At 52.9% G+C, this 21,124-nt stretch carries 19 protein-coding genes; 7 read left to right on the forward strand and 12 right to left on the reverse strand.

The genetic code is table 11. The features are described 5' to 3' along the window. From AB9F29_RS17420 to AB9F29_RS17430, 3 genes are all read right to left on the reverse strand, one after another. Positions 1 to 282, reverse strand: coding sequence for a hypothetical protein (locus tag AB9F29_RS17420; RefSeq protein ID WP_335585735.1), 282 nt, complete (start codon positions 280 to 282; stop codon positions 1 to 3). Next, positions 279 to 647, reverse strand: coding sequence for a response regulator transcription factor (locus AB9F29_RS17425; RefSeq protein ID WP_039002511.1), 369 nt, complete (start codon positions 645 to 647; stop codon positions 279 to 281). The genes AB9F29_RS17420 and AB9F29_RS17425 overlap by 4 nt, the downstream gene beginning before the upstream one ends. A gap of 137 nt (positions 648 to 784) precedes the next feature. Then, the gene (locus AB9F29_RS17430; RefSeq protein WP_369756579.1) at positions 785 to 2,047 is read right to left on the reverse strand and encodes a helix-turn-helix domain-containing protein; all 1,263 of its coding nucleotides are present in this window, start codon (positions 2,045 to 2,047) and stop codon (positions 785 to 787) included. A 228-nt stretch (positions 2,048 to 2,275) separates the two neighbouring features. Between AB9F29_RS17430 and AB9F29_RS17435 the strand changes: the two genes are divergently transcribed. From AB9F29_RS17435 to acs, 6 genes are all read left to right on the forward strand, one after another. Beyond that, the gene (locus AB9F29_RS17435) at positions 2,276 to 3,619 is read left to right on the forward strand and encodes a substrate-binding protein (protein ID WP_335585737.1); all 1,344 of its coding nucleotides are present in this window, start codon (positions 2,276 to 2,278) and stop codon (positions 3,617 to 3,619) included. Positions 3,620 to 3,716: 97 nt separating this feature from the next. Beyond that, positions 3,717 to 4,748, forward strand: coding sequence for a branched-chain amino acid ABC transporter permease (locus AB9F29_RS17440; RefSeq protein WP_335585738.1), 1,032 nt, complete (start codon positions 3,717 to 3,719; stop codon positions 4,746 to 4,748). A gap of 2 nt (positions 4,749 to 4,750) precedes the next feature. Next, positions 4,751 to 5,974 (forward strand): branched-chain amino acid ABC transporter permease, encoded by a 1,224-nt coding sequence (locus tag AB9F29_RS17445; protein ID WP_369756580.1) that lies wholly within the window; start codon positions 4,751 to 4,753, stop codon positions 5,972 to 5,974. A 14-nt stretch (positions 5,975 to 5,988) separates the two neighbouring features. Then, the gene (locus AB9F29_RS17450; protein WP_039002515.1) at positions 5,989 to 6,747 is read left to right on the forward strand and encodes an ABC transporter ATP-binding protein; all 759 of its coding nucleotides are present in this window, start codon (positions 5,989 to 5,991) and stop codon (positions 6,745 to 6,747) included. Positions 6,748 to 6,756: 9 nt separating this feature from the next. Continuing rightward, the gene (locus AB9F29_RS17455) at positions 6,757 to 7,500 is read left to right on the forward strand and encodes an ABC transporter ATP-binding protein (RefSeq protein ID WP_335585740.1); all 744 of its coding nucleotides are present in this window, start codon (positions 6,757 to 6,759) and stop codon (positions 7,498 to 7,500) included. Between the two features lie 138 nt (positions 7,501 to 7,638). Beyond that, the gene (gene acs, locus AB9F29_RS17460) at positions 7,639 to 9,588 is read left to right on the forward strand and encodes an acetate--CoA ligase (RefSeq protein ID WP_335585741.1); all 1,950 of its coding nucleotides are present in this window, start codon (positions 7,639 to 7,641) and stop codon (positions 9,586 to 9,588) included. 157 nt (positions 9,589 to 9,745) lie between these two features. Here the strand turns inward: acs and AB9F29_RS17465 are convergent, their stop codons facing one another. The 7 genes from AB9F29_RS17465 to AB9F29_RS17495 form a co-directional block, all read right to left on the reverse strand. Then, on the reverse strand, positions 9,746 to 10,729 hold the full coding sequence (locus tag AB9F29_RS17465) for an ABC transporter substrate-binding protein (RefSeq protein WP_335585742.1): 984 nt from the start codon (positions 10,727 to 10,729) through the stop codon (positions 9,746 to 9,748). A gap of 35 nt (positions 10,730 to 10,764) precedes the next feature. After that, complete coding sequence (locus tag AB9F29_RS17470) at positions 10,765 to 11,571, reverse strand: ABC transporter permease (protein ID WP_369756617.1); 807 nt, start codon at positions 11,569 to 11,571, stop codon at positions 10,765 to 10,767. A 38-nt stretch (positions 11,572 to 11,609) separates the two neighbouring features. After that, the gene (locus tag AB9F29_RS17475) at positions 11,610 to 12,485 is read right to left on the reverse strand and encodes an ABC transporter permease (RefSeq protein ID WP_369756581.1); all 876 of its coding nucleotides are present in this window, start codon (positions 12,483 to 12,485) and stop codon (positions 11,610 to 11,612) included. A 65-nt stretch (positions 12,486 to 12,550) separates the two neighbouring features. Further along, positions 12,551 to 13,333 (reverse strand): ABC transporter ATP-binding protein, encoded by a 783-nt coding sequence (locus tag AB9F29_RS17480; RefSeq protein ID WP_335585745.1) that lies wholly within the window; start codon positions 13,331 to 13,333, stop codon positions 12,551 to 12,553. 68 nt (positions 13,334 to 13,401) lie between these two features. After that, entirely contained in the window at positions 13,402 to 14,862 is a 1,461-nt protein-coding gene (gene hydA / locus AB9F29_RS17485) for a dihydropyrimidinase (protein WP_335585746.1), read from the reverse strand. A gap of 36 nt (positions 14,863 to 14,898) precedes the next feature. Then, the gene (locus tag AB9F29_RS17490; protein WP_369756582.1) at positions 14,899 to 16,149 is read right to left on the reverse strand and encodes a Zn-dependent hydrolase; all 1,251 of its coding nucleotides are present in this window, start codon (positions 16,147 to 16,149) and stop codon (positions 14,899 to 14,901) included. 10 nt (positions 16,150 to 16,159) lie between these two features. Then, the gene (locus AB9F29_RS17495) at positions 16,160 to 17,440 is read right to left on the reverse strand and encodes an aspartate aminotransferase family protein (RefSeq protein ID WP_335585794.1); all 1,281 of its coding nucleotides are present in this window, start codon (positions 17,438 to 17,440) and stop codon (positions 16,160 to 16,162) included. A 298-nt stretch (positions 17,441 to 17,738) separates the two neighbouring features. Here AB9F29_RS17495 and AB9F29_RS17500 point away from each other — a divergent pair, with 298 nt between their 5' ends. Then, the gene (locus AB9F29_RS17500) at positions 17,739 to 18,362 is read left to right on the forward strand and encodes a TetR family transcriptional regulator C-terminal domain-containing protein (protein WP_335585748.1); all 624 of its coding nucleotides are present in this window, start codon (positions 17,739 to 17,741) and stop codon (positions 18,360 to 18,362) included. Between the two features lie 52 nt (positions 18,363 to 18,414). On the opposite strand, the gene preA is transcribed toward AB9F29_RS17500, so the two are convergent. Next, entirely contained in the window at positions 18,415 to 19,713 is a 1,299-nt protein-coding gene (preA, locus tag AB9F29_RS17505) for an NAD-dependent dihydropyrimidine dehydrogenase subunit PreA (RefSeq protein WP_335585749.1), read from the reverse strand. 3 nt (positions 19,714 to 19,716) lie between these two features. Beyond that, complete coding sequence (locus AB9F29_RS17510; protein WP_369756583.1) at positions 19,717 to 21,057, reverse strand: NAD(P)-dependent oxidoreductase; 1,341 nt, start codon at positions 21,055 to 21,057, stop codon at positions 19,717 to 19,719. Positions 21,058 to 21,124 lie beyond the last annotated feature (67 nt).

The following is a 21,124-nucleotide window of genomic DNA, read 5'->3' on the forward strand; positions in this document are numbered from 1 at the left end:
CTAGGCCTCGTGGTCCGACTTGGACGCTTTATACTCTTTGCGCCCGATACGATGCAACGGCCGAGCCAAAAGCGCCGCCAGCGCAATCAAAACGACCCACACCCCAAACATAAACAACACCGACCCAGAGATCCCGTCATCGGAGGCATTACTGCGGATCAAGGTCAGAACGCCGACAAGAAGAATGACGCCCAACAGTGGCAAAAGTCGGGCTGCGTCCATAGTTCGGCGCGCCCGATAGGTGGCATGCGCCACAAAGAGGGGGCGCGATGGTTCGTTCATGCGGGGCAAAGTGTTTGCATGATTTCAAGGACTTCGGCGTTGGAGAAGGGCTTGGTCATAAAATGGCTCACCCCGTAACTCTCGGCCAATGCGCGGTCTTTGGTTTGGCCGCGCGCTGTAAGCATCAACACGGGCAACGTCGCGGTCGCTTCGATTTCGCGCAGCTCCTTCAGGATGTCAAACCCGCTTTTATGAGGCAGCATAACGTCCAAAATCACCACATCGGGTGCGACATCAAGAACCGCATTCACAGCCGAGCGTCCATCCGCATGGGTATCCACCCGCCAGCCATCACGCGCCAGAATAAAACGGATCGCCTCGACAATATTCGGTTCATCTTCAATCAATAGGACATGTTTGCCCATCTATCCCTCCCCATTCGACAGCCAGTTCGAAACCCCCTGTCAGGAGGCCTCCACCTCCCATTTTACGTGCCCTGATTATTTCGATACTCTTACCTCATGTCAAAAGCAACTTTGATGCGACGCAATCGCAAAACCGGCTAGATCCGGGTTACAGGCGTGTTTGACAGGAAAAGATCGGGCGTGGCCCCAATAATATCTGGCACAAGCGCTGCGGGTAAAATTAACATAGTTGCCTCTAGTTGCGGTGGCACATCAAACGAAAGAGGCGCGACCGACTGACAGATTGCATAGACGAGGAACTGGCGCGCAGAACTGCCCTGCCCCTGTTGAATATGGCGCCGCACGGGTAAATTTGGACGGCTCAGAGCTTGATACAGTGGCCATTCTGGATACGCCCCCCCAAACCTTGGTAAAGGAAATCCGCCGATTGCGTGCCTCAGCACCAAAGCCCCCGTGCCGTCACAAATTGCAAGGCCAATGGCGGCGTTTTCCGTTTCGACAGGGAGGGTCACGAGGCGCCGCATGGTGGCGGGAATGCTGGTGGAAAAAGCGCGGGCTAGCTTTGCGGGGTCGTATTGTGCGCGGATGGCCTCCTGCTGAAACGCTCCCAATGGCATTGCCGCAGCATCTTGCACATAGCGCGTGAAATACTGGCGCGCCGCCTCTTGAGCGGCATCGCCTTCAATTCCTGCTGCAATGACAAGATTGGGAATATCCGCATCGCCAACCTCTAGCGCAGGAAGATGAAAACTATGCTCTCGTAAGTATGCCTCCAAAACGTCGATAGGAGTCCCCGCCAGTGAGGAAGCCGCCTCATCGCGATCGAGATACGTCACTAAAGCCTGCGAAGACTCGGCCAAGCGTACCGAATCCTCATAGAGGTTGCGCTGAAAACGTGTGCGCCACGCCTGCTCCATGTCTTGCGGATCGGCCAGAATAGCCGCAGTAGAGCGGATCGCCGTCACGGTTGAGAGAACCTCATGCAGCGCCCCCGAGAGAATAGGATCATGTGCAAGCCGATCCGTCAGGGCCTCGACTTGGCGCTCCAACGCAGAAACCCGTTGTGTTTGACTGGCCAGCAGCGCCGCCCACCCCGGAAACCGCGCGGCAAACCCCTCTATTTGGTCGATCTCGGCGGCACTCGCCATTTGGCTGGCCGCGGCCGAAAGAAGGCGGGCCAAAAGGGTGGCTTCTGTGCCCTCAGAAAGGGCCGACGCGTCAACCGCCAAGGCCCGTGCGATGTCCATCAACAGTTTCCCGCCGATTCTGCGGCGATTGTGTTCGATCAAGTTGAGGTAGGACGGTGAAATTCCGACCTGCCTGGCCAATTCCCCCTGTCTTCGCCCGACTGCGACCCTTCGATCTCGTATTCTATGGCCTGTCAATTGGTGTGACGTCATGCTTCCTCCCGCGGAAACCTCAACAAATGCAGCATTTTCTGCGCGTGCGCGTTAATAACTTTACACATCAATCACTTTTAATGTCTATATCTTTACAAAAATAATCTTTGTTTAAAAGCTATTGTTGCGAAATTTTCGAACCCGGACGAATACTGTTCATGTTCTGTAAAGGGCGAGTGGCATATGCGGAGGAGGCATATGTTACTTAATTCAATCGGGAGGATATGAATGTCCAATTTACTCACTCGTCGTGGTTTACTTAAAACCAGTGCCATCGCTGGCGCTGGTCTTGCTGTTCCCACGATTTTCACAGCGTCGTCCGCAGCGGCCTATACCAATGCCCCTGACGGCAGTGGCGTAACGCTTGGTTTTAACGTACCCCAAACTGGCGCTTATGCCGACGAGGGTGCTGACGAACTTCGTGCCTACCAACTCGCAGTTGAGCACCTGAACGGTGGCGGCGACGGCGGCATGATGAACACCTTTAGCTCCAAGACATTGGATGGCACGGGTATTCTGGGTAACGAAGTCAAATTCGTAACCGGCGATACACAAACTAAATCCGATGCAGCGCGGGCTTCTGCTAAATCCATGATCGAAAAAGACGGCGCTGTGATGATCACAGGCGGCTCATCTTCGGGTGTTGCGATTGCGGTTCAAGGTCTCTGTCAAGAAGCAGGCGTGATCTTCATGGCCGGCCTGACACACTCCAACGACACCACTGGTAAAGACAAAAAAGCCAATGGTTTCCGTCACTTCTTCAACGCTTACATGTCTGCCGCTGCTTTGGCGCCTGTGCTTGAGAAACTCTATGGTAACGACCGCGTCGCCTATCACTTGACGGCGGATTACTCATGGGGCTGGACACAAGAAGAGTCCATCGCCGCAGCCACAGAAGCCATGGGCTGGACCACTGTGAACAAGGTGCGCACACCGCTCGCCTCTACAGACTTCAGCTCGTATATCGCACCTGTGTTGAACTCCGGCGCAGATGTTTTGGTTCTGAACCACTACGGCGGAAACATGGTGAACTCGCTAACCAACGCGGTTCAGTTTGGCCTGCGTGAAAAGCAAGTCAACGGCAAGAACTTTGAAATTGTTGTGCCTCTTTACTCCCGCCTCATGGCGCGTGGTGCGGGCGAAAACGTTAAAGGTATCTTTGGATCGACAAACTGGCACTGGTCCCTTCAGGACGAAGCGTCGCAAGCCTTCGTGCGCTCCTTTGGCGCGAAATATGGCTTCCCACCAAGTCAGGCCGCACACACGGTTTACTGTCAGACACTTCTTTATGCGGATGCGGCACAACGCGCGGGTACGTTTAACCCATGTGGTATCGTTGAAGCGCTTGAAGGCTTTGAGTTTGATGGTCTTGGCAACGGTCCAACACTTTACCGTGCCGAAGATCACCAGTGCTTCAAAGACGTGCTTGTTGTGAAGGGTAAAGAGAACCCAGAAAACGAGTTTGACCTTCTTGAAATCGTTGAAGTTACCCCAGTAAGCCAAGTGACTTACGCCCCAGACAACCCCATGTTTGCGGGTGGTGCTTTGGGTCAATGTAACCCAGGCGCTTAAGGCTTGATCGACAATGGTTGGGCGCATGCGTTGCGCCCAACCCCCTTGGCCCTACAAATGTAGGCGCCCCAAATCATAAAAAAATCGGGTGGGGATAATGGACACGCTCCTTCTTCAAATTCTGAATGGGTTGGACAAAGGGTCTGCGTATGCGCTGATCGCTTTGGGCCTAACTCTAATTTTCGGCACGTTGGGGGTGGTCAATTTTGCCCACGGTGCGCTGTTCATGCTTGGCTCATTTTGTGCCGTCACCTTTAGCAGACTCCTAAGTTTGTCATCCGTCAAGTTGGACGAGACGAAAGTTGATTTCCTCGGCAATCCCGCTGAGATCAAGACCCCCTATGTTGAAGCATGGTTTGGCCCCGAAACGGGTGCAGCCATCATCGACTGGGCGGTCCCACTTTCCCTCCTCCTTGCTATACCTTTCATGATCCTTGTCGGCTTCGTTATGGAGCGCGGGTTAATCAAACATTTCTACAAACGCCCCCACGCGGACCAAATCCTTGTGACCTTCGGGTTGGCGATTGTCCTTCAGGAAATCATCAAGGCGATCTACGGCGCAAACCCCATTCCTACACCGGCCCCGGATGTCTTCAGAGGCTCGTTTGACTTTGGCCTCGCCTTTGGTATGGACGCAAATAAAATCATCTACCCCTACTGGCGCATGGTTTACTTTAGCTTCTCCCTCGTGGTGATTGGTGCGGTCTTTAGCTTTTTGCAATTCACCACCTTTGGGATGGTTGTGCGTGCCGGTATGGCCGACCGCGAAACCGTCGGGCTCCTTGGCATCGACATCGACAAACGCTTTACCTTTATGTTCGGGATTGCGGCCGCCGTCGCGGGGGTTGCTGGGGCGATGTATACGCCGATCAACTCGCCCAACTACCATATGGGGATGGACTTCCTCGTACTAAGCTTTGTTGTTGTGGTTGTTGGCGGTATGGGCAGCCTTCCGGGCGCCGTGCTTGCGGGCTTCATGCTAGGGATACTTGAGAGCTTTGCTTCCATGAATTGGATCAAAGACATCATCCCTGGAATTGACCAGATCATCATCTATCTGGTTGCAATTATCATTCTGCTCACCCGTCCTCGCGGACTTATGGGCCGCAAAGGTGTGATGGAGGAATAATCATGCTAGGTCTCAACAAAAAAGACACCAAATTTCTGCTGCTCGTGATCGCTTTGACCATGTTGACGCCGTTTCTCACGCAACCTTTCGCCGAAAATTCCGGCTTGGCGCAATTCAACGCGGGCTACCCTGATCTCATGCAACGCTTTGCGATCTATGGTATTTTCGCGATCGGGTTTAACATCCTCTTTGGTCTTACGGGATACCTCTCCTTTGGGCACGCGGCCTTTCTGGGCGTGGGCTCCTACTCCGCGGTCTGGATGATGAAACTCCTCACCGTAAACGTCATTCCCGGAATTATCTTGGCGATTGTTGTTTCGGGCCTCTTTGCTCTTGTGATCGGATATGTGTCTCTGCGCCGGTCTGGGATCTACTTCTCAATCCTCACCCTTGCCTTGGCACAGATGAGCTTCAACCTCGCCTATTCGGTACTTACCCCCATCACAAACGGGGAAACCGGCTTGCAATTGGCCCTAGATGATCCGCGCATCCTTATGGCGAAAAACACTTCGGGTTCGCTTCCAAACACCAACCTCTTTGGCCTTTCGATGAACAGTTCCGCCAAATGGGAAGTCCTTGGACACGTATTCACCTTCAACGTTGGCTACTACTTCTGTGGCGTGATTGCAGTGATTGCCTTCTACATCAGCCTGCGCATCTTCCGCTCCCCTTTTGGGCTGATGTTGCGCGCGGTTAAAACCAACCAAACACGCATGAGCTATACTGGTTTGAATGCGCGTCCCTACACTTTGGCCGCTTTCGTGATCTCGGGTATGTACGCAGGTTTGGCGGGTGGTTTACTGGCCTCGATGGATCCCCTCGCGGGCGCCGAACGAATGCAATGGACCGCTTCTGGCGAGGTTGTCATCATGACCATTCTCGGCGGTGCAGGTACATTGATGGGCCCTGTCCTTGGGGCTGGCTTCATCAAGTATTTCGAGAACATCTTCTCAAAAATCAACGATACGGTTTTGCACGGTTGGTTTAATTTCCTACCTGATGGTCTGGAAAACCTCCTTGTGACGCTGATCCACCCCTTCGTTGGCAAAGGCTGGCACCTGACCCTTGGCGCGCTCTTTATGCTCGTCGTGATCTTCCTGCCAGGAGGGCTGATGGAAGGCGGACAACGCATCACGAAATGGATTAAAAACAAGCGCAGTGGCGGGGGGGATCCAAACTCTAACAAAACGCATGCCCCGAAACCCACTCCTCACGTGGCCGAATAAGAAAGGATACGAACATGGGTATTCTAGAAGTAAAAAACGTCGGCAAGCGGTTTGGGGGGCTCCAGGCACTCGGAGACGTCAACCTCAGCATTGCTGAAAACACCGTTCATGCAATTATCGGCCCAAACGGGGCCGGTAAATCCACCCTCCTCAACGTTTTGGTTGGCAAACTCATTCCCGATACGGGTTCAGTGATGTTCGACGGCCAATCTGTTTTGGGGCGTAAGCCGCATGAAATCAATCAGATGGGCATTTCCCGTGTGTTTCAAACACCCGAGATTTTTGCCGATCTCACGGTTTTAGAAAACGTTCTGATCCCCTGCTTTGCAAAACGTGACGGGTCCTACCGCTTGCACGCCTTGGAAACCGTTGAAAACGAAGTGGACATCAACGAGCAAGCAGAAAAAATGTTGCTCGATGTGAATATGCAAGACAAACTGCACATGACAGCAAGCTCCCTCTCTCGCGGGGATAAGCGACGCCTTGAGATGGCCATGTGCTTGGTCCAAGAACCGCGCCTGTTGCTGTTAGACGAACCAACGGCTGGCATGGCGCGCGCCGATACCAATAATACCATCGACCTGCTCAAGGAAATCAAAGATAGCCGCGACATTACTATGGCCATCATTGAGCACGACATGCATGTGGTCTTCTCGCTCGCGGAACGCATCACCGTTCTCGCCCAAGGCACTCCATTGGTCGAAGACACCCCCGAAAACATCAAGGGTCACCCCAAGGTAAAAGAAGCTTACCTCGGCGAAACTCAGGAATAGGAGGCCCACATGGCTCTCGCGAAAAACGCAAACCACGCCGCCACGGCTCCGGCCTTTTTCTCCGTCTGGGATTTACATGCTTACTATGGCGAGAGCTACATCGTCCAAGGGGTGAGTTTTAACGTGCATGAAGGCGAAATCCTTGCCCTTCTCGGCCGCAATGGTGCGGGTAAAACCTCAACCTTACGGGCTCTGGCACGTCTCGATGATCCGATGCTTACCCATGGTGAAATCTGGCTCGATCATCAAAATTTGCATAAAATGAAGGCGCATGAAGCGTCGCGTGCAGGCTTGGCCCTAGTTCCCGAGGATCGCCGAATTATTCAGGGTCTTACGGTTGAAGAGAACCTGCAACTTGCGCAGATTGCCGAGCCTATTGGCTGGTCGCTTGAGCGCCTCTATGAGTTGTTCCCGCGCCTTGGCGAACGTCGCAAGCAGGAAGGCGTCACGCTTTCGGGCGGTGAGCAACAAATGCTCGCCATCGCCCGCGCCCTTGCCCGCGATATTAGGGTTTTGTTGCTAGATGAGCCCTATGAAGGGCTTGCGCCTGTCATCGTTGACGAGATTGAGAAAACCCTCAACATCATCAAAGCGCAAGGCATCACCACCGTGATCGTTGAGCAAAATGCCATTCGTGCGCTAAAACTTGCAGATCGTGCGGTCATTTTGGATACCGGGACCGTCGTTTTTGACGGCCTTGCTGACGAGGTCCTTAACGACGACAAATTGCGCGCGGAATACCTCGCTATTTAAAGCACGGCGCAGTTTCAAACGGCCCCGCAGAAAAATGCGGGACCACCCCTCGCGCTTTGCGCAAAAAGTGGTAAACATCGACCAAGGAATTTGTGCCCAGTCTCCTCACGCTGCGCACATCGGGAGGAGAGACTTCAAATGAGTGATAAAACCTACGCACCCAGCGCCGCATTTTCTGCAGAGGCTCACGCAGATAAAGCCACTTACGAAAAAATGTATGCCGCGTCGATCGCGGACCCCGATGCGTTTTGGGGCGAGCACGGCAAGCGGATTGACTGGATCAAGCCCTATACCGAAGTTTCAAACTCGAATTTCGAACTCGGAAGTGTGAACATCAATTGGTACGCCGACGGAACCCTCAATGTGGCTGCCAATTGTATCGATCGCCATCTTGCAACGCGCGGCGACCAAACGGCGATCATTTTTGAACCTGATAGCCCCGACACCCCCGCGCAACACATCACCTATAAACAGCTGCATGAAAACGTCTGTCGGCTTGCGAATGTCTTTAAATCTCAAGGCGTAACCAAGGGCGACCGCGTTGTCCTTTATATGCCCATGATCCCAGAGGCCGCCTACGCGATGTTGGCCTGCGCGCGCATCGGCGCGGTGCACTCTATTGTTTTTGCTGGATTTTCACCGGATGCGCTTGCCAATCGCATTAACGGCAGCGCGGCGAAACTCGTCATTACAGCCGACGAAGCCCCGCGCGGCGGACGCAATACAGCCCTCAAATCAAACGCAGACGCGGCACTTTTGCACTGTAACGACAAAGTAAAATGCTTGGTGGTAAAACACACGGGCGGCCAAACCACTTGGACTGAAGGGCGCGACATCGACGTCAAAGCGGAAATGGCCGCAGCTAGCACCGACTGCGCCCCCGAAGAAATGAATGCCGAAGATCCACTGTTTGTGCTCTACACGTCCGGCTCCACTGGCCAACCCAAGGGCGTTGTCCACTCCTCCGGCGGCTATCTCGTTTACGCCGCGATGACGCACCAGTACACCTTCGATTACCATGACGGCGACGTCTTTTGGTGTACGGCCGATGTGGGTTGGGTTACGGGTCACAGCTATATTATCTACGGCCCTCTCGCCAATGGCGCGACGACTATAATGTTTGAGGGTGTGCCGACATACCCCGACGCGGGGCGCTTCTGGGCGGTTTGCGAGAAACACAAAGTCAACCAATTCTATACAGCCCCAACAGCCATTCGCGCCCTCATGGCGCACGGAAACGGACCCGTTGAAAAACATGACCTTTCCAGCCTCAAACTACTTGGAACCGTGGGCGAGCCCATCAATCCAGAAGCGTGGAATTGGTACAACGACGTGGTCGGAAAAGGCAAATGCCCCATCGTTGACACATGGTGGCAAACCGAAACCGGCGGTCACCTTCTGACCCCCCTCCCCGGCGCAACTGCTACGAAACCTGGCTCCGCAACCCTGCCTTTCTTTGGCATCGCTCCTGTCGTACTTGACGCGACCTCGGGCGAAGAAATCCATGAGACCGAGGCCGAAGGTGTTCTGTGTTTCAAAACAAGCTGGCCCGGCCAAATGCGGACCGTTTTCGGCGACCACGAGCGGTTCGAGAAGACCTATTTTTCCGATTACAAAGGGTATTATTTTGCGGGCGATGGCTGTCGCCGCGATGCGGATGGGTATTACTGGATCACTGGTCGCGTGGATGATGTGATCAACGTTTCTGGCCACCGCATGGGTACTGCCGAAGTCGAAAGTGCATTGGTGGCCCATGCCCATGTCGCCGAAGCGGCGGTTGTTGGCTTCCCGCACCCCATTAAAGGCCAAGGCATTTACGCCTATGTCACCTTGATGAACGGTATTGAGCCAACGGATGAACTCCGCAAAGATCTTGAGAAATGGGTCCGTACGGAAATTGGCCCGATTGCCAAACCCGATATCATCCAATGGGCCCCGGGATTGCCAAAAACGCGTTCTGGAAAAATCATGCGCCGTATTTTGCGCAAAATTGCCGAAGATGACTATGGCTCCTTGGGCGATACGTCGACTCTGGCGGACCCAGGTGTTGTAGATGAGCTTATCTCGACCCGTATCGAGCTAAAGTAATTCAGCTAAAGTAATTCAGCTAAAATCGTGAGAGTTAAGGCCACTCCTTGTCGGGGTGGCCCTTTTTTGTTGTGCTTCGGAAGTATCAAAGACTGGCAAGCGTGCGACAAAAAAGGGCGCCCCCAAAGGAGACGCCCTCGAAAGTAAAATCAGTCGCCTATTTCAATGCGGCGTCTGTGATGGCCAATGTATAGGCCCCTTCAGGCATTTTGGAGATGACAGGATCAGAGCCACCGCCCAAGAGAGTCGCAACCGTACGATCATAATCCGCGATGTCGAGCGCGCCGTTTGATCCCGCTGTAAGCTTAGCAATTTCGCGCATCATGCGCTCTTGGTGCTTCTCTGTTTGCGCACCTGTTTCGTCATTGTCCAAAACAATTGACGCAGCTTCGTCTGGGTTTTCTTCTGCCCATTTCCAGCCCTTCATTGAAGCACGCACAAAGCGTTCAAGCTTGTCGACTTCCGCAGGATCAGCAAGCTTGTCCTCTAGAACGTAAAGACCATCTTCAAGTGTCGAAACGCCTTCGTCCTCATACTTGAACGTCACCAAATCATCAGGAGTAAGCCCTGCGTCAATCACCTGCCAGTACTCGTTATAGGTCATTGTCGACACACAATCGGCCTGCCCCTGCAACAATGGATCAACGTTAAACCCTTGCTTTAGAACAGTTACACCGTCGCCACCCTCTGTGGTGTAGCCAAGGGTGCTCATCCAGCTCAGGAAAGGATACTCGTTGCCATAGAACCAAACACCAAGTGTTTTTCCGGCGAAATCCGTAGCGGGAGCAACAATGCCGCTTTCCTTGAGACACGTAAGCATCATGCCGGAGCTTTTGAACGGTTGTGCAATGTTCACGAGCGGAAGTCCCGCCTCGCGCGCGGCCAAAGCAGAAGGCATCCAATCCACAACAACATCGGCACCACCACCCGCGATAACCTGTGCTGGCGCCACATCGGGGCCGCCGGGTTTGATCGTAACGTTCAGGTCTTCTTCGTCGTAAAATCCTTGATCAAGAGCCACGTAATAGCCCGCGAATTGAGCCTGCGTTACCCATTTAAGTTGCAAAGTAAGATCATCAGCAGCATTCGCCGCACCCGCAGCAAAGCCCAAAGCTAGAGCGCTTGTCAGTAGTTTTTTCATTGGTAGTCTCCCATGTTGATTAGTTTTTTTAATTATCACCGACGCCGCTGAGACGGATGCCAAAAGGTTACCTTTTTCTCAACGAACGCCACAATTCCATAAAACAACGATCCCGAAATTGCCGCAATCGTAATTTCTGCCCACACCATATCAAGCCCTAAACGCCCGACCTCCGTTGAAATGCGAAACCCCATCCCACGCGTCGGAGAACCGAAGAATTCAGCAACGATTGCCCCAATAAGCGCCAGTGTTGTCGCAATTTTAAGCCCATTAAAAACAAACGGCATCGCAACAGGAAGGCGCAGTTTAAACAAGCTTTGCCAATAACTTGCTGCGTAACTTTGCATCAAATCGCGTTGCATTGCATCTGTTTCTTTTAGCCCTTGAACCGTATTAACCAGCATCGGGAAAAACACCATCGCAACAACAACGGCGGCTTTAGAATGCCAATCAAACCCGAACCACATCACGAGGATAGGCGCAGTACCAATTATCGGCAAGGCCGCGACAAAATTACCCACAGGAAGCAAGCCGCGTTGCAAAAACGGAGAGCGATCAATCGCAATTGCGATCAGAAACGCGGACCCACAACCGATGATATACCCCGTCAAAGCGCCCTTTACAAAGGTTTGAACAAAATCCGTCCAAAGAATTGGTAGACTTTCACTCAGCCGTACCGCGATGGCGCTTGGCGGCGGCAAAATTACGGCAGGCACTTCTATGCCCCGCACAAGCCCTTCCCAAACAACCAGAATTGTGACGCCAAACAGTGTCGGCACAAAAAGTTTTCCCGCACGCGTTTTCGCCAAAACGCTATTGGCGATTTTAATATTCACACCCATGGCCGCAGCCCAAAAAAGCAGTACAGAAACGATCCAAATCATTGTGTCATCCCCATTCTACGCAACGTGACGCGTTGTAAAAACCCAATGAATCCAACGAGACAGGCCGCCATAACCGCCGCGGAGAACAGGGCGCTCCAAATTTGGATGGTCTGCCCGTAATAACTCCCCGTCAACATTCGGCCGCCAAAACCACGCAACGGGCTGGATGAAAGTTCCGCTACAATCGCACCGATCAGCGCCGCAGCAATCCCGATTTTTAGACTTGTAAAAAAGTAGGGCATCGAATTTGGGAGACGCAATTTCCAAAACGTCTCAGCCCCACTGGCATTGTAGGTTTTCATTAGATCGAGTTGCATATTATTGGGTGCACGCAGTCCCTTCACCATGCCAACAACGACCGGAAAAAACGACAAATAGGCTGCAATAATGGCCTTGGGCAACAGTCCCTGCACTCCGATAGAGTTCATAACGACCACGATCATCGGCGCGATGGCAAGGATCGGAATAGTTTGGCTAGCGATCGCCCACGGCATAACGCTCATATCCATCGCCTTGTTGTAGACGATGCCCACGGCCAATAGAATTCCACCGATGGTACCGATGGCGAAACCAACCAACGTTGAACTCAAGGTAATCCACCCGTGATAAATCAAGCTCCGTTTAGACAGCCCCTTGCCCTCAAGCACCATGGCGCCCGTAGTTTTCCAAATTTCTTGCGACACTTGATGGGGAGCCGGGAGCTTGGGCCGGTCTTGGGCCATTGTATCCGCGACGATTTCGTTCAGCGTAAGCTCAACATTTGCACGCCGCGCTTGGTCTTGCGTCCAGGTTTTGTTCATTTGGTAAGTTCCAAAATACCAAACAACAATGATTGCCGTAACAACCGTCAATATTGGAAAAATGCTACGCATAAGAGAATTTCCCTTCCAATATCGCACTGTTTTGCCAGTCGATGTTCGAAAATAACAAGCCCACATCAATCATCGCTATGACCTGCACGTAAGCCTTCCCGCACCCGATGTGCAATTTCGATAAACTCGGGACTTTCACGAATGTCCAGCGGCCGTTCTTTGGGCAGCGTACTTTCAATGACGTCAGCAATGCGTCCGGGCCGCGGACTCATAACGACGATCTTGGTGCTCAGATACACGGCTTCCGGAATCGAGTGCGTAACAAAGCCAATTGTTTTGTTGGTTCGCGCCCAGAGCTTTAGCAACTGTTCATTCAAATGATCTCGCACGATCTCGTCTAAAGCACCAAAGGGTTCATCCATCAGCAAAATATCGGCGTCAAACGCAAGGGCCCTCGCGATACTCGCGCGCTGTTGCATACCACCTGATAACTGCCACGGAAATTTATTGCCAAAATTCGCCAACTCAACAAGTTCGAGTACTTTCTCGACCTTCTCATTTTGCTCAGACTTAGAAAACCCCATGATTTCAAGGGGCAGTCGGATATTCCCCGCAATCGTGCGCCACGGATAAAGGCCCGCCGCCTGAAAAACAAACCCGTAGGCGCGCTTCTGACGTGCTTCCTCCGCACTCATTCCTTTGACGGTCAATTCCCCAGCCGACGGCGTCTCAAGAGCAGCAATCGTACGTAAAAACGTAGTTTTTCCGCACCCCGACGGTCCGATGAAGCTAACAAAATCGCCTTGGTTGATCTTAAGGCTAATATCCTTTAGCGCGTGGACTGGACCATCGTTTGTTTGAAATGTCAGGTCCAGATTTTTAGCTTCTATTACAGTTGCTTGGCTCACGCCGTCCCCCTTGAGATTGCCGGTTTTCCGGTCATTTTTGTACGTGCCGACACTGCCGGCACGTTGATTTAGATTCCCGCAGGAATGTTCATTGGATCCCTTTTAATTGTGCGTGGAGAGTTGAGTTCTTTCCACTTACTCAAGGCTTTTGAAGCGCTCGAGAAGGCCGGCCTTGGTACAAAGCGCCCGCGCCCAGGTTGAGGCTGGCTATTCTGCCCCCATGCCCAAATAACTTCGCCACGGCTCAAGGTATAACGACTTTGAGCTTTAACATCGAACCCTTCAAACACGTTGTAATCCAAGACAGAATGGTGATTGGCTTGGCTGATTGTTTTTGAAATTTTTGGGTCCCAAACAACGATATCTGCATCGGCCCCTTCCATTATCGCCCCTTTTTTCGGATATATATTTAGGATTTTGGCAATGTTTGTTGAGGTTACGGCCACAAATTCATTGGGGGTCAAGCGGCCCGTTTCAACGCCCTCTGTCCAGAGAACAGCAAGCCGTTCTTCCACCCCATTTGAGCCGTTCGGAATGAGGCAAAAGTTATCTTTCCCCATCAGTTTTTGCTCTGAATTAAAGGCGGCATGGTCCGTCGCGACCACTTGCAATGACCCGCTCTGAAGACCCGCCCAAAGGCTGGCTTGATGCTCTTTATTACGGAACGGCGGGCTCATTACGCGCCGCGCCGAATGCATCCAATCGCCTTTGAAATACTCGCTTTCGTCCAATGTCAGGAATTGAATCAACGGCTCGCCGTAAATCCGCATGCCTTTTTGACGCGCCCGACGAATGGCCTCATGCGCCTGCTCACAAGAAACATGGACAATATAGAGCGGCGTTCCCGCGGCATCGGCAATCGTAATCGCACGATTTGCCGCTTCGCCCTCAAGTTCTGGCGGACGCGAATAGGCGTGCCCTTCTGGGCCTGTGATGCCTTCGGCTAAGTATTTTTTCTGAAGGATATCAACGATGTCACCGTTCTCGGCATGCACCATCGGCAGCGCACCAAGCTCCTTGCAGCGCTGGAAAGATGCGAACATTTCGTCGTCCTCCACCATCAATGCGCCCTTATAGGCCATGAAATGCTTGAACGAGTTAACGCCCATATCGACCGCGTCTTTCATCTCGCGGTGGATGTCTTCATTCCAGCCCGTGATCGCCATATGATAGCCGATGTCGGAACAAATTTGCGGTGCGGATTTGCGGTGCCACTCGTTGATCGCGTTTTTTATCGAGCCATCAGGGCCGGGCAAGCAGAAATCAACCAACATCGTGGTGCCACCGGCCGCCGCGGCCCATGTTCCACTCTCAAAAGTCTCCGCCGCCGTCGTGCCCATAAAGGGCATCTCAAGATGGGTATGCGGATCAATCCCGCCGGGGATCACATAGGCCCCTTCCGCATCAATATATGTGTCGCCCGAGAGGTTTTCGCCGATCTGTTTGATGGTCTCGCCCTCAATCAGAACATCCGCCTTCCACGTGCGATCCGCAGTGCAAACGGTTCCGTTTTTGATGACTTTGGTCATAGCATTTTTCCTTCCAATGACAGCGAGACGAGCAGATTACTCAACAATCTCAGCTGTTTCCAAAACGGCGTGCAGCAGAACATCTGTGCCTGCGGTCGCCCATTCTTGAGATATTTCTTCGGCCTCATTGTGAGAAAGGCCATCAACACAGGGGCACATAACCATCGCGGTCGGTGCCATTCTGTTGATCCAACAGGCGTCATGCCCTGCACCAGAGATCAGGTCGCGATGTGAATACCCCAAGCGCTCGGCGGCATTGCGAACGGCCGTTACGCAGGTTTCATCAAAAGTAACAGGATCAAATCCACCCGTTTTTTCAAACGAAACCCCAAGGCCCATTTCGTCACAAATTGCTTGCGCCCCTTCGCGCAGACGCGCTTCCATATCTTGGATGACTGCGAGGTCGGGCGAGCGGAAATCGACGGTGAAAACCACTTTTCCCGGAATCACGTTGCGCGAATTTGGATAGACATCAATGTGGCCCGCCGCGCCAACCGCATGGGGGGCATGCGACATCGCAATTTGGTTCACCAATTCAAGAACATGCGCCAAACCCAACCCTGCATCGCGGCGCATCGGCATCGGAGTCGATCCCGTGTGAGAATCTTTGCCCGTGATGGTAACTTCTGTCCAAGAGAGTCCCTGTCCGTGGGTCACGACGCCAATGGTTTTTCCTTCGGTCTCAAGGATTGGCCCCTGCTCAATGTGCAACTCAAAGAACGCATGCATTTTCCGCGCGCCGACGTCTTCGTCACCGCGCCATCCGATCCGCTTCAACTCGTCGCCGAACGTTTTTCCCTCCGCATCTTCGCGCTCGTACGCCCACTCTTGAGTGTGCATTCCCGCGAAAACTCCGCTCGATAACATGGCGGGCGCATAACGCGTGCCCTCTTCGTTGGTCCAGTTGGTAACCACGATTGGGTGTTTGGTTTTGATCCCCAAATCATTCATCGTGCGCAGGAGTTCCAACCCGCCAAGAACGCCAAGAACCCCATCGTATTTTCCACCTGTCGGCTGCGTATCCAAGTGACTGCCGACATAAACCGGCAGCGCATCGGGATCCGTCCCGTCCCGCTGCGCAAACATATTTCCCATCTGATCAAGGCCCATCGTACAGCCAGCATCCAAGCACCATTTCTGGAACAACGCGCGCCCTTCACCGTCCTCATCCGTTAGGGTCTGACGATTATTTCCGCCAGCAATACCCGGTCCGATTTTTGCCATATCCATGAGACTTTCCCAAAGACGTTCGCCGTTAATTTTGAGGTTTTCACCTGGTGCTGCCATGGGATGCTCCTTAATCCAAAGACTTAAGAACGTCCGATAACGTCCCGATAAGTTTATCAATATGTTCTTTTTCAATAATCAGCGGTGGGCTCAAAGCGATGATGTCACCCGTGGTCCGAACGAGAACTCCCTTATCATAAGCCTTCAAGAAAGCATCAAACGCGCGCTTGGTCGGCTCGCCCGGAATTGGCTCCAATTCCACCGCGCCAATCAAGCCCATGTTGCGAATATCAATCACATGCGGCAACCCCTTCAGACTGTGCAATGCTTCCTCCCAATAGGGAGCCATATCCGCAGCCCGTTTGAACAGTTCTTCCTCGCGATAGGTTTCAAGCGTCGCCAAACCCGCAGCACAGGCCACCGGATTTCCCGAATAGGTATAGCCATGGAAAAGCTCAATCACATGCTCGGGACCGGTCATGAACGCGTCGTGAATTTCAGAAGTAGCCAGAACGGCGCCCATCGGAATCACACCATTCGTCAATCCCTTAGCACAGGTAATCAAATCGGGTGTAACACCAAAATGCTCCGCGCCAAAACTTGAGCCAAGGCGCCCAAATCCCGTGATAACTTCGTCGAAAATCAGGAGGATACCGTGTTTTTTTGTAAGTGCGCGCAGCCGCTCGAGGTATCCCTTGGGCGGCATATACACACCCGCCGACCCTGACATAGGCTCAACAATGACAGCTGCAATTGTGTCTGCACCATGCAATGCGATCATCCGTTCAAGGTCATCCGCAAGCTCAACGCCATGCTCTGGCTGGCCCTTGGTCCAAGCATTCTTCTCGGGCAAATGAGTATGTGGAAGGTGCAAAACACCATTCAAAAGGGTGCCAAACATCCGGCGATTGTTCACAAGTCCGCCGACGGATATCCCACCGAAGTTCACCCCGTGATAGCCTTTTTCGCGCCCCACCAACCGTGTACGTGTGCCTTGCCCAATGGTGCGCTGATAGGCCAGCGCAATTTTGAGTGCAGTCTCAACCGACTCCGAACCGGAATTGGTGTAAAAGACGTGATTGAGTCCGTCAGGCGCCATATCCCGAAGAGTACTCGCCAATTCAAACGCTTTCGGGTGGCCCATCTGGAAAGCCGGAGCATAGTCCATTTCGGCGACTTGCTTTTGAACCGCTTCAGTTATTTTAGGCCGCGCATGACCCGCGTTACAACACCACAAACCCGCAGTTCCGTCCAAAACCTGTTGACCATCAGATGTCGTATAATACATTCCCTCGGCGGCAACAAAAAGGCGCGGAGCCTTCTTAAATTGGCGGTTGGCCGTAAATGGCATCCAAAAAGCGGATAGGTCGTTTGGAATAATTGTGTGATCGTTTGCCACTGTGGCCTCCCTAGGCGGGCATGTTATTTAGCATCCCGCCACCCAAAATAGTTTGACCATTTGGTCAATCTTACGCTAACAGAGGTGAGAAACCAGTCAAGTTTTTCGACCAGTTTTCACGCAGAATTCCTATAGGAATGGCAGGTTTCTGGGAAATAAACAAATAAATTGGCACATTTTTGAGCAGGCCGTTAAAAGCGGCACAGACGATTCCAAAATCGGCGCGAGAGTTCCGAGAGATGAGGCCGAAATGAACAGCAAGCAACCAAAGACACGAATCCAGCAAAAAAACATCTCATTGATTCTTGAGGCCGCTTTGGACGTTTTTTCCCAGTACGGTTTTCGAGGATCGACGCTGGACCATATCGCGAAAACCGCGGGTATGAGCAAACCGAATTTACTCTACTATTTTGCCTCCAAGGAGGCCATCCATACGACTTTGCTTGAGGGCCTCATGGAAACATGGCTCGACCCGTTGTACAAATTAAATGCTGAGGGAAATCCTCGCGACGAAATTCTTGCATATGTTCATCGAAAGCTGCAAATGAGCCGAGATTTTCCGCGCGAAAGCCGACTGTTTGCCAATGAAATACTACAAGGGGCTCCGCGAATTGGACCCGCAATTGAGGGCGAGCTCAAAAGTCTTGTCGACGAAAAATCTTTGGTGATTGATGGCTGGATTGCCGCGGGGAAAATCGCCCCCGTGGATCCACGCCACCTTTTGTTTTCGATCTGGTCCCTGACTCAGCATTATGCCGATTTTGACGTACAAGTGCGTATGGTTTTAGGCGAAGAACGGCCCGACCCGTTTCCGGATGCTGAGGCCTTTCTGGACACCATCTTTACACGGGTTCTGTCCCCTACTCAAACATAAAGGGCCCCGAAAAACAACGAGGCCCCATATTCAATGCTTTTGATATTACCTGTTATTCTGCTGCGAACGACGGGTTGTTGGGGTGTTGTGTCCAGTTGGAATACCCACCGGCTTTCTCGCCCGTCCGCTCGTCAATCGCGCCATCTTCGAGCGTTGTCATCGTGATGCAGTTTTCGACAGGACACACATTAACGCAAAGGTTGCACGCCACGCATTCGCTGTCGTCCACCGTGAAAACACGATCTTCGGACATTAAAATTGCTTGGTGGCTTGTGTCTTCGCAAGCTGCGTAACACCGACCACATTTAATACAATCGTCTTGGTTGATGACTGCTTTTGTGACGTGGTTCAGGTTGAGATACTGCCAATCAGTTACATTCGGCACAGCCATGCCAACGAAATCTGCGGTATTGGTGTGGCCCTTCTCATCCATCCATTCGCTCAGACCTGAAATCATCTCTTCGACGATTTTAAAACCGTAAGTCATAACGGCCGTACAGACCTGAACATTGCCAGCACCAAGTGCCATAAATTCGGCCGCATCGCGCCAAGTGGTAATGCCGCCGATTCCCGAAATTGGCAAACCCGCCGTTTCGGCATTACGGGCGATTTCCGCAACCATATTCATCGCAATCGGCTTCACCGCTGGACCGCAGTATCCGCCGTGTGTGCCTTTGCCATCGATCATGGGCTCAGGGCTCATGGCATCAAGGTTAACGCTGGTGATGGAATTGATTGTATTAATCAGACTCACCGCATCCGCGCCGCCTCTGCGCGCGGCTTCCGCAGGCTTGCGCACGTCGGTGATGTTGGGTGTGAGCTTCACAATCACAGGCATACGGGTGTTTTGTTTGCACCACCGTGTGACCATTTCGATGTATTCTGGTACCTGCCCAACGGCCGAGCCCATTCCGCGCTCCGCCATCCCGTGGGGGCAGCCAAAGTTGAGTTCAATTCCATCCGCACCCGTTTCTTCGACAACGGGTAGGATGGCTTTCCACGCGTCTTCTTCGCACGGCACCATGAGGGATACGATCATCGCGCGGTCGGGATAATCCCGCTTTACCGCTTTGATTTCACGAAGGTTTGTCTGCAACGGGCGATCGGTGATCAGCTCGATATTATTGAGACCGAGCAAGCGGCGATCTGCGCCAAAAATAGCACCATACCGTGGCCCGTTTACGTTCACAACGGGCGGCCCTTCGGAACCCAGTGTTTTCCAGACAACCCCACCCCAACCGGCCTCAAAGGCGCGGCGAACGTTGTATTCTTTGTCGGTCGGCGGTGCAGAAGCCAGCCAAAATGGGTTGGGTGATTTGATGCCAACGAAATTGCTTGTTAGATCGGCCATGACTTAGGCACCTCCCATCAAAAATGTATGAATATCTTCGGCAGCATCGCGCCCTTGGGCGACCCCTGTGACAGTAAGATCATCGCCACCACTCGCGCAATCGCCGCCAGCCCAAATTCCCGCAATGTTTGTTGCGCCAGTTTCCGAGGTTTGGATTTTGCCGCCCGCCATTGCGATACCCTCTGGGGTTTCGATTAGCGTTTGGCCGATGGCTTTGAATACTTGATCCGCGGGAACGGTGAAAACTTCCCCCGTCCCTTGCAACGCGCCGCGCTCCGAGGTGGTATATTCAAATTCAACGCCTGACGCGGCGCCATTTCCAAGCACGGCTTTGGGTTGCGCGTTGTAGATAATCCGAACGCCTTTGGCCGTTGCCAATTCTTGCTCATAAACACTTGCGCTCATGGCTTCTTTACCACGGCGATAAACCATGGTGACGTTCTCCGCCCCCAATAGTTTGCTTTGGACTGCGGCGTCGACGGCGGTCATCCCGCCGCCGATCACCACAACATTGCGACCAACGGGAAGGGCAGAAAGATCATCTGCTTGGCGCAAATCTGAAATAAAACCAACGGCATCCAAGACACCATCTTTGTCTTCCCCTGGCGCACGAAGAGCGTTTACTCCCCCAAGACCAATACCAAGGAACACAGCGTCATACTCCGCGCGAAGGGTTTCAAGCGCGAGGTTTCCTCCCAACGCCTTCCCAGTTTTAACGGTAATTCCGCCGATCTCCAAAAGCCACGCGACCTCGCGTTCTGCGAACTCGTCAACGGATTTATAGGCGGCGATCCCAAATTCATTTAACCCACCAGCTTTGGCGCGCGCGTCATACAGGGTCACATCGTGCCCCTTCATCGCCAACCGATGCGCCGCGGCCAAACCCGCAGGTCCGGCCCCGACAACGGCAACTTTTTTGCCCGTCGCCGCAGCCCGTACATAGGGATGAACACCCTTTGCCATCAACGTATCTGTTGCAAATCGCTGCAAGCGGCCAATTTCGACAGGTTTCCCCTCGGCGGTCTCGCGCACGCAAACTTCTTCGCAAAGCGTTTCCGTCGGGCACACCCGAGCGCACATTCCTCCCAGAATGTTTTGATTAAAAATTGTTCTCGCTGCTGCGTCGGGTGTTCCCGTGGCAATCTGGCGTATGAACAATGGGATATCGATGCTCGTCGGACATGCGGTCATACATGGAGCGTCATAACAAAAATAGCAGCGATCTGCCGCAACGGCGGCCTCATGGACCTCAAGCGGTGCGTGAAGATCGGAAAAATTCTCGTTGTAGTCCGTGTCTGACAACCTTCCCGAAGCGATTCCGGGGGTAAACTGGCTGTTCGGCATAGGTGCCTCCCTGCTGGCGTGTTTGATATCCAGAGCGTTGCACATGTTTTAGCACTTTCAAAGCAAT

Source organism: Falsihalocynthiibacter sp. S25ZX9, from assembly GCF_041205405.1.
GTDB classification, from domain to species: Bacteria; Pseudomonadota; Alphaproteobacteria; order Rhodobacterales; family Rhodobacteraceae; genus Falsihalocynthiibacter; species Falsihalocynthiibacter arcticus.

What these genes read in the sequence shown, in the direction of transcription:
- AB9F29_RS17420 (WP_335585735.1), bottom strand. Translation starts at nt 282, where the DNA reads ATGAACGAACCATCGCGCCCCCTCTTTGTGGCGCATGCCACCTATCGG.
- AB9F29_RS17425 (WP_039002511.1), bottom strand. Translation starts at nt 647, where the DNA reads ATGGGCAAACATGTCCTATTGATTGAAGATGAACCGAATATTGTCGAG.
- AB9F29_RS17430 (WP_369756579.1), bottom strand. Translation starts at nt 2,047, where the DNA reads ATGACGTCACACCAATTGACAGGCCATAGAATACGAGATCGAAGGGTC.
- AB9F29_RS17435 (WP_335585737.1), top strand. Translation starts at nt 2,276, where the DNA reads ATGTCCAATTTACTCACTCGTCGTGGTTTACTTAAAACCAGTGCCATC.
- AB9F29_RS17440 (WP_335585738.1), top strand. Translation starts at nt 3,717, where the DNA reads ATGGACACGCTCCTTCTTCAAATTCTGAATGGGTTGGACAAAGGGTCT.
- AB9F29_RS17445 (WP_369756580.1), top strand. Translation starts at nt 4,751, where the DNA reads ATGCTAGGTCTCAACAAAAAAGACACCAAATTTCTGCTGCTCGTGATC.
- AB9F29_RS17450 (WP_039002515.1), top strand. Translation starts at nt 5,989, where the DNA reads ATGGGTATTCTAGAAGTAAAAAACGTCGGCAAGCGGTTTGGGGGGCTC.
- AB9F29_RS17455 (WP_335585740.1), top strand. Translation starts at nt 6,757, where the DNA reads ATGGCTCTCGCGAAAAACGCAAACCACGCCGCCACGGCTCCGGCCTTT.
- acs (WP_335585741.1), top strand. Translation starts at nt 7,639, where the DNA reads ATGAGTGATAAAACCTACGCACCCAGCGCCGCATTTTCTGCAGAGGCT.
- AB9F29_RS17465 (WP_335585742.1), bottom strand. Translation starts at nt 10,729, where the DNA reads ATGAAAAAACTACTGACAAGCGCTCTAGCTTTGGGCTTTGCTGCGGGT.
- AB9F29_RS17470 (WP_369756617.1), bottom strand. Translation starts at nt 11,571, where the DNA reads ATGGGTGTGAATATTAAAATCGCCAATAGCGTTTTGGCGAAAACGCGT.
- AB9F29_RS17475 (WP_369756581.1), bottom strand. Translation starts at nt 12,485, where the DNA reads ATGCGTAGCATTTTTCCAATATTGACGGTTGTTACGGCAATCATTGTT.
- hydA (WP_335585746.1), bottom strand. Translation starts at nt 14,862, where the DNA reads ATGACCAAAGTCATCAAAAACGGAACCGTTTGCACTGCGGATCGCACG.
- AB9F29_RS17490 (WP_369756582.1), bottom strand. Translation starts at nt 16,149, where the DNA reads ATGGCAGCACCAGGTGAAAACCTCAAAATTAACGGCGAACGTCTTTGG.
- AB9F29_RS17495 (WP_335585794.1), bottom strand. Translation starts at nt 17,440, where the DNA reads ATGCCATTTACGGCCAACCGCCAATTTAAGAAGGCTCCGCGCCTTTTT.
- AB9F29_RS17500 (WP_335585748.1), top strand. Translation starts at nt 17,739, where the DNA reads ATGAACAGCAAGCAACCAAAGACACGAATCCAGCAAAAAAACATCTCA.
- preA (WP_335585749.1), bottom strand. Translation starts at nt 19,713, where the DNA reads ATGGCCGATCTAACAAGCAATTTCGTTGGCATCAAATCACCCAACCCA.
- AB9F29_RS17510 (WP_369756583.1), bottom strand. Translation starts at nt 21,057, where the DNA reads ATGCCGAACAGCCAGTTTACCCCCGGAATCGCTTCGGGAAGGTTGTCA.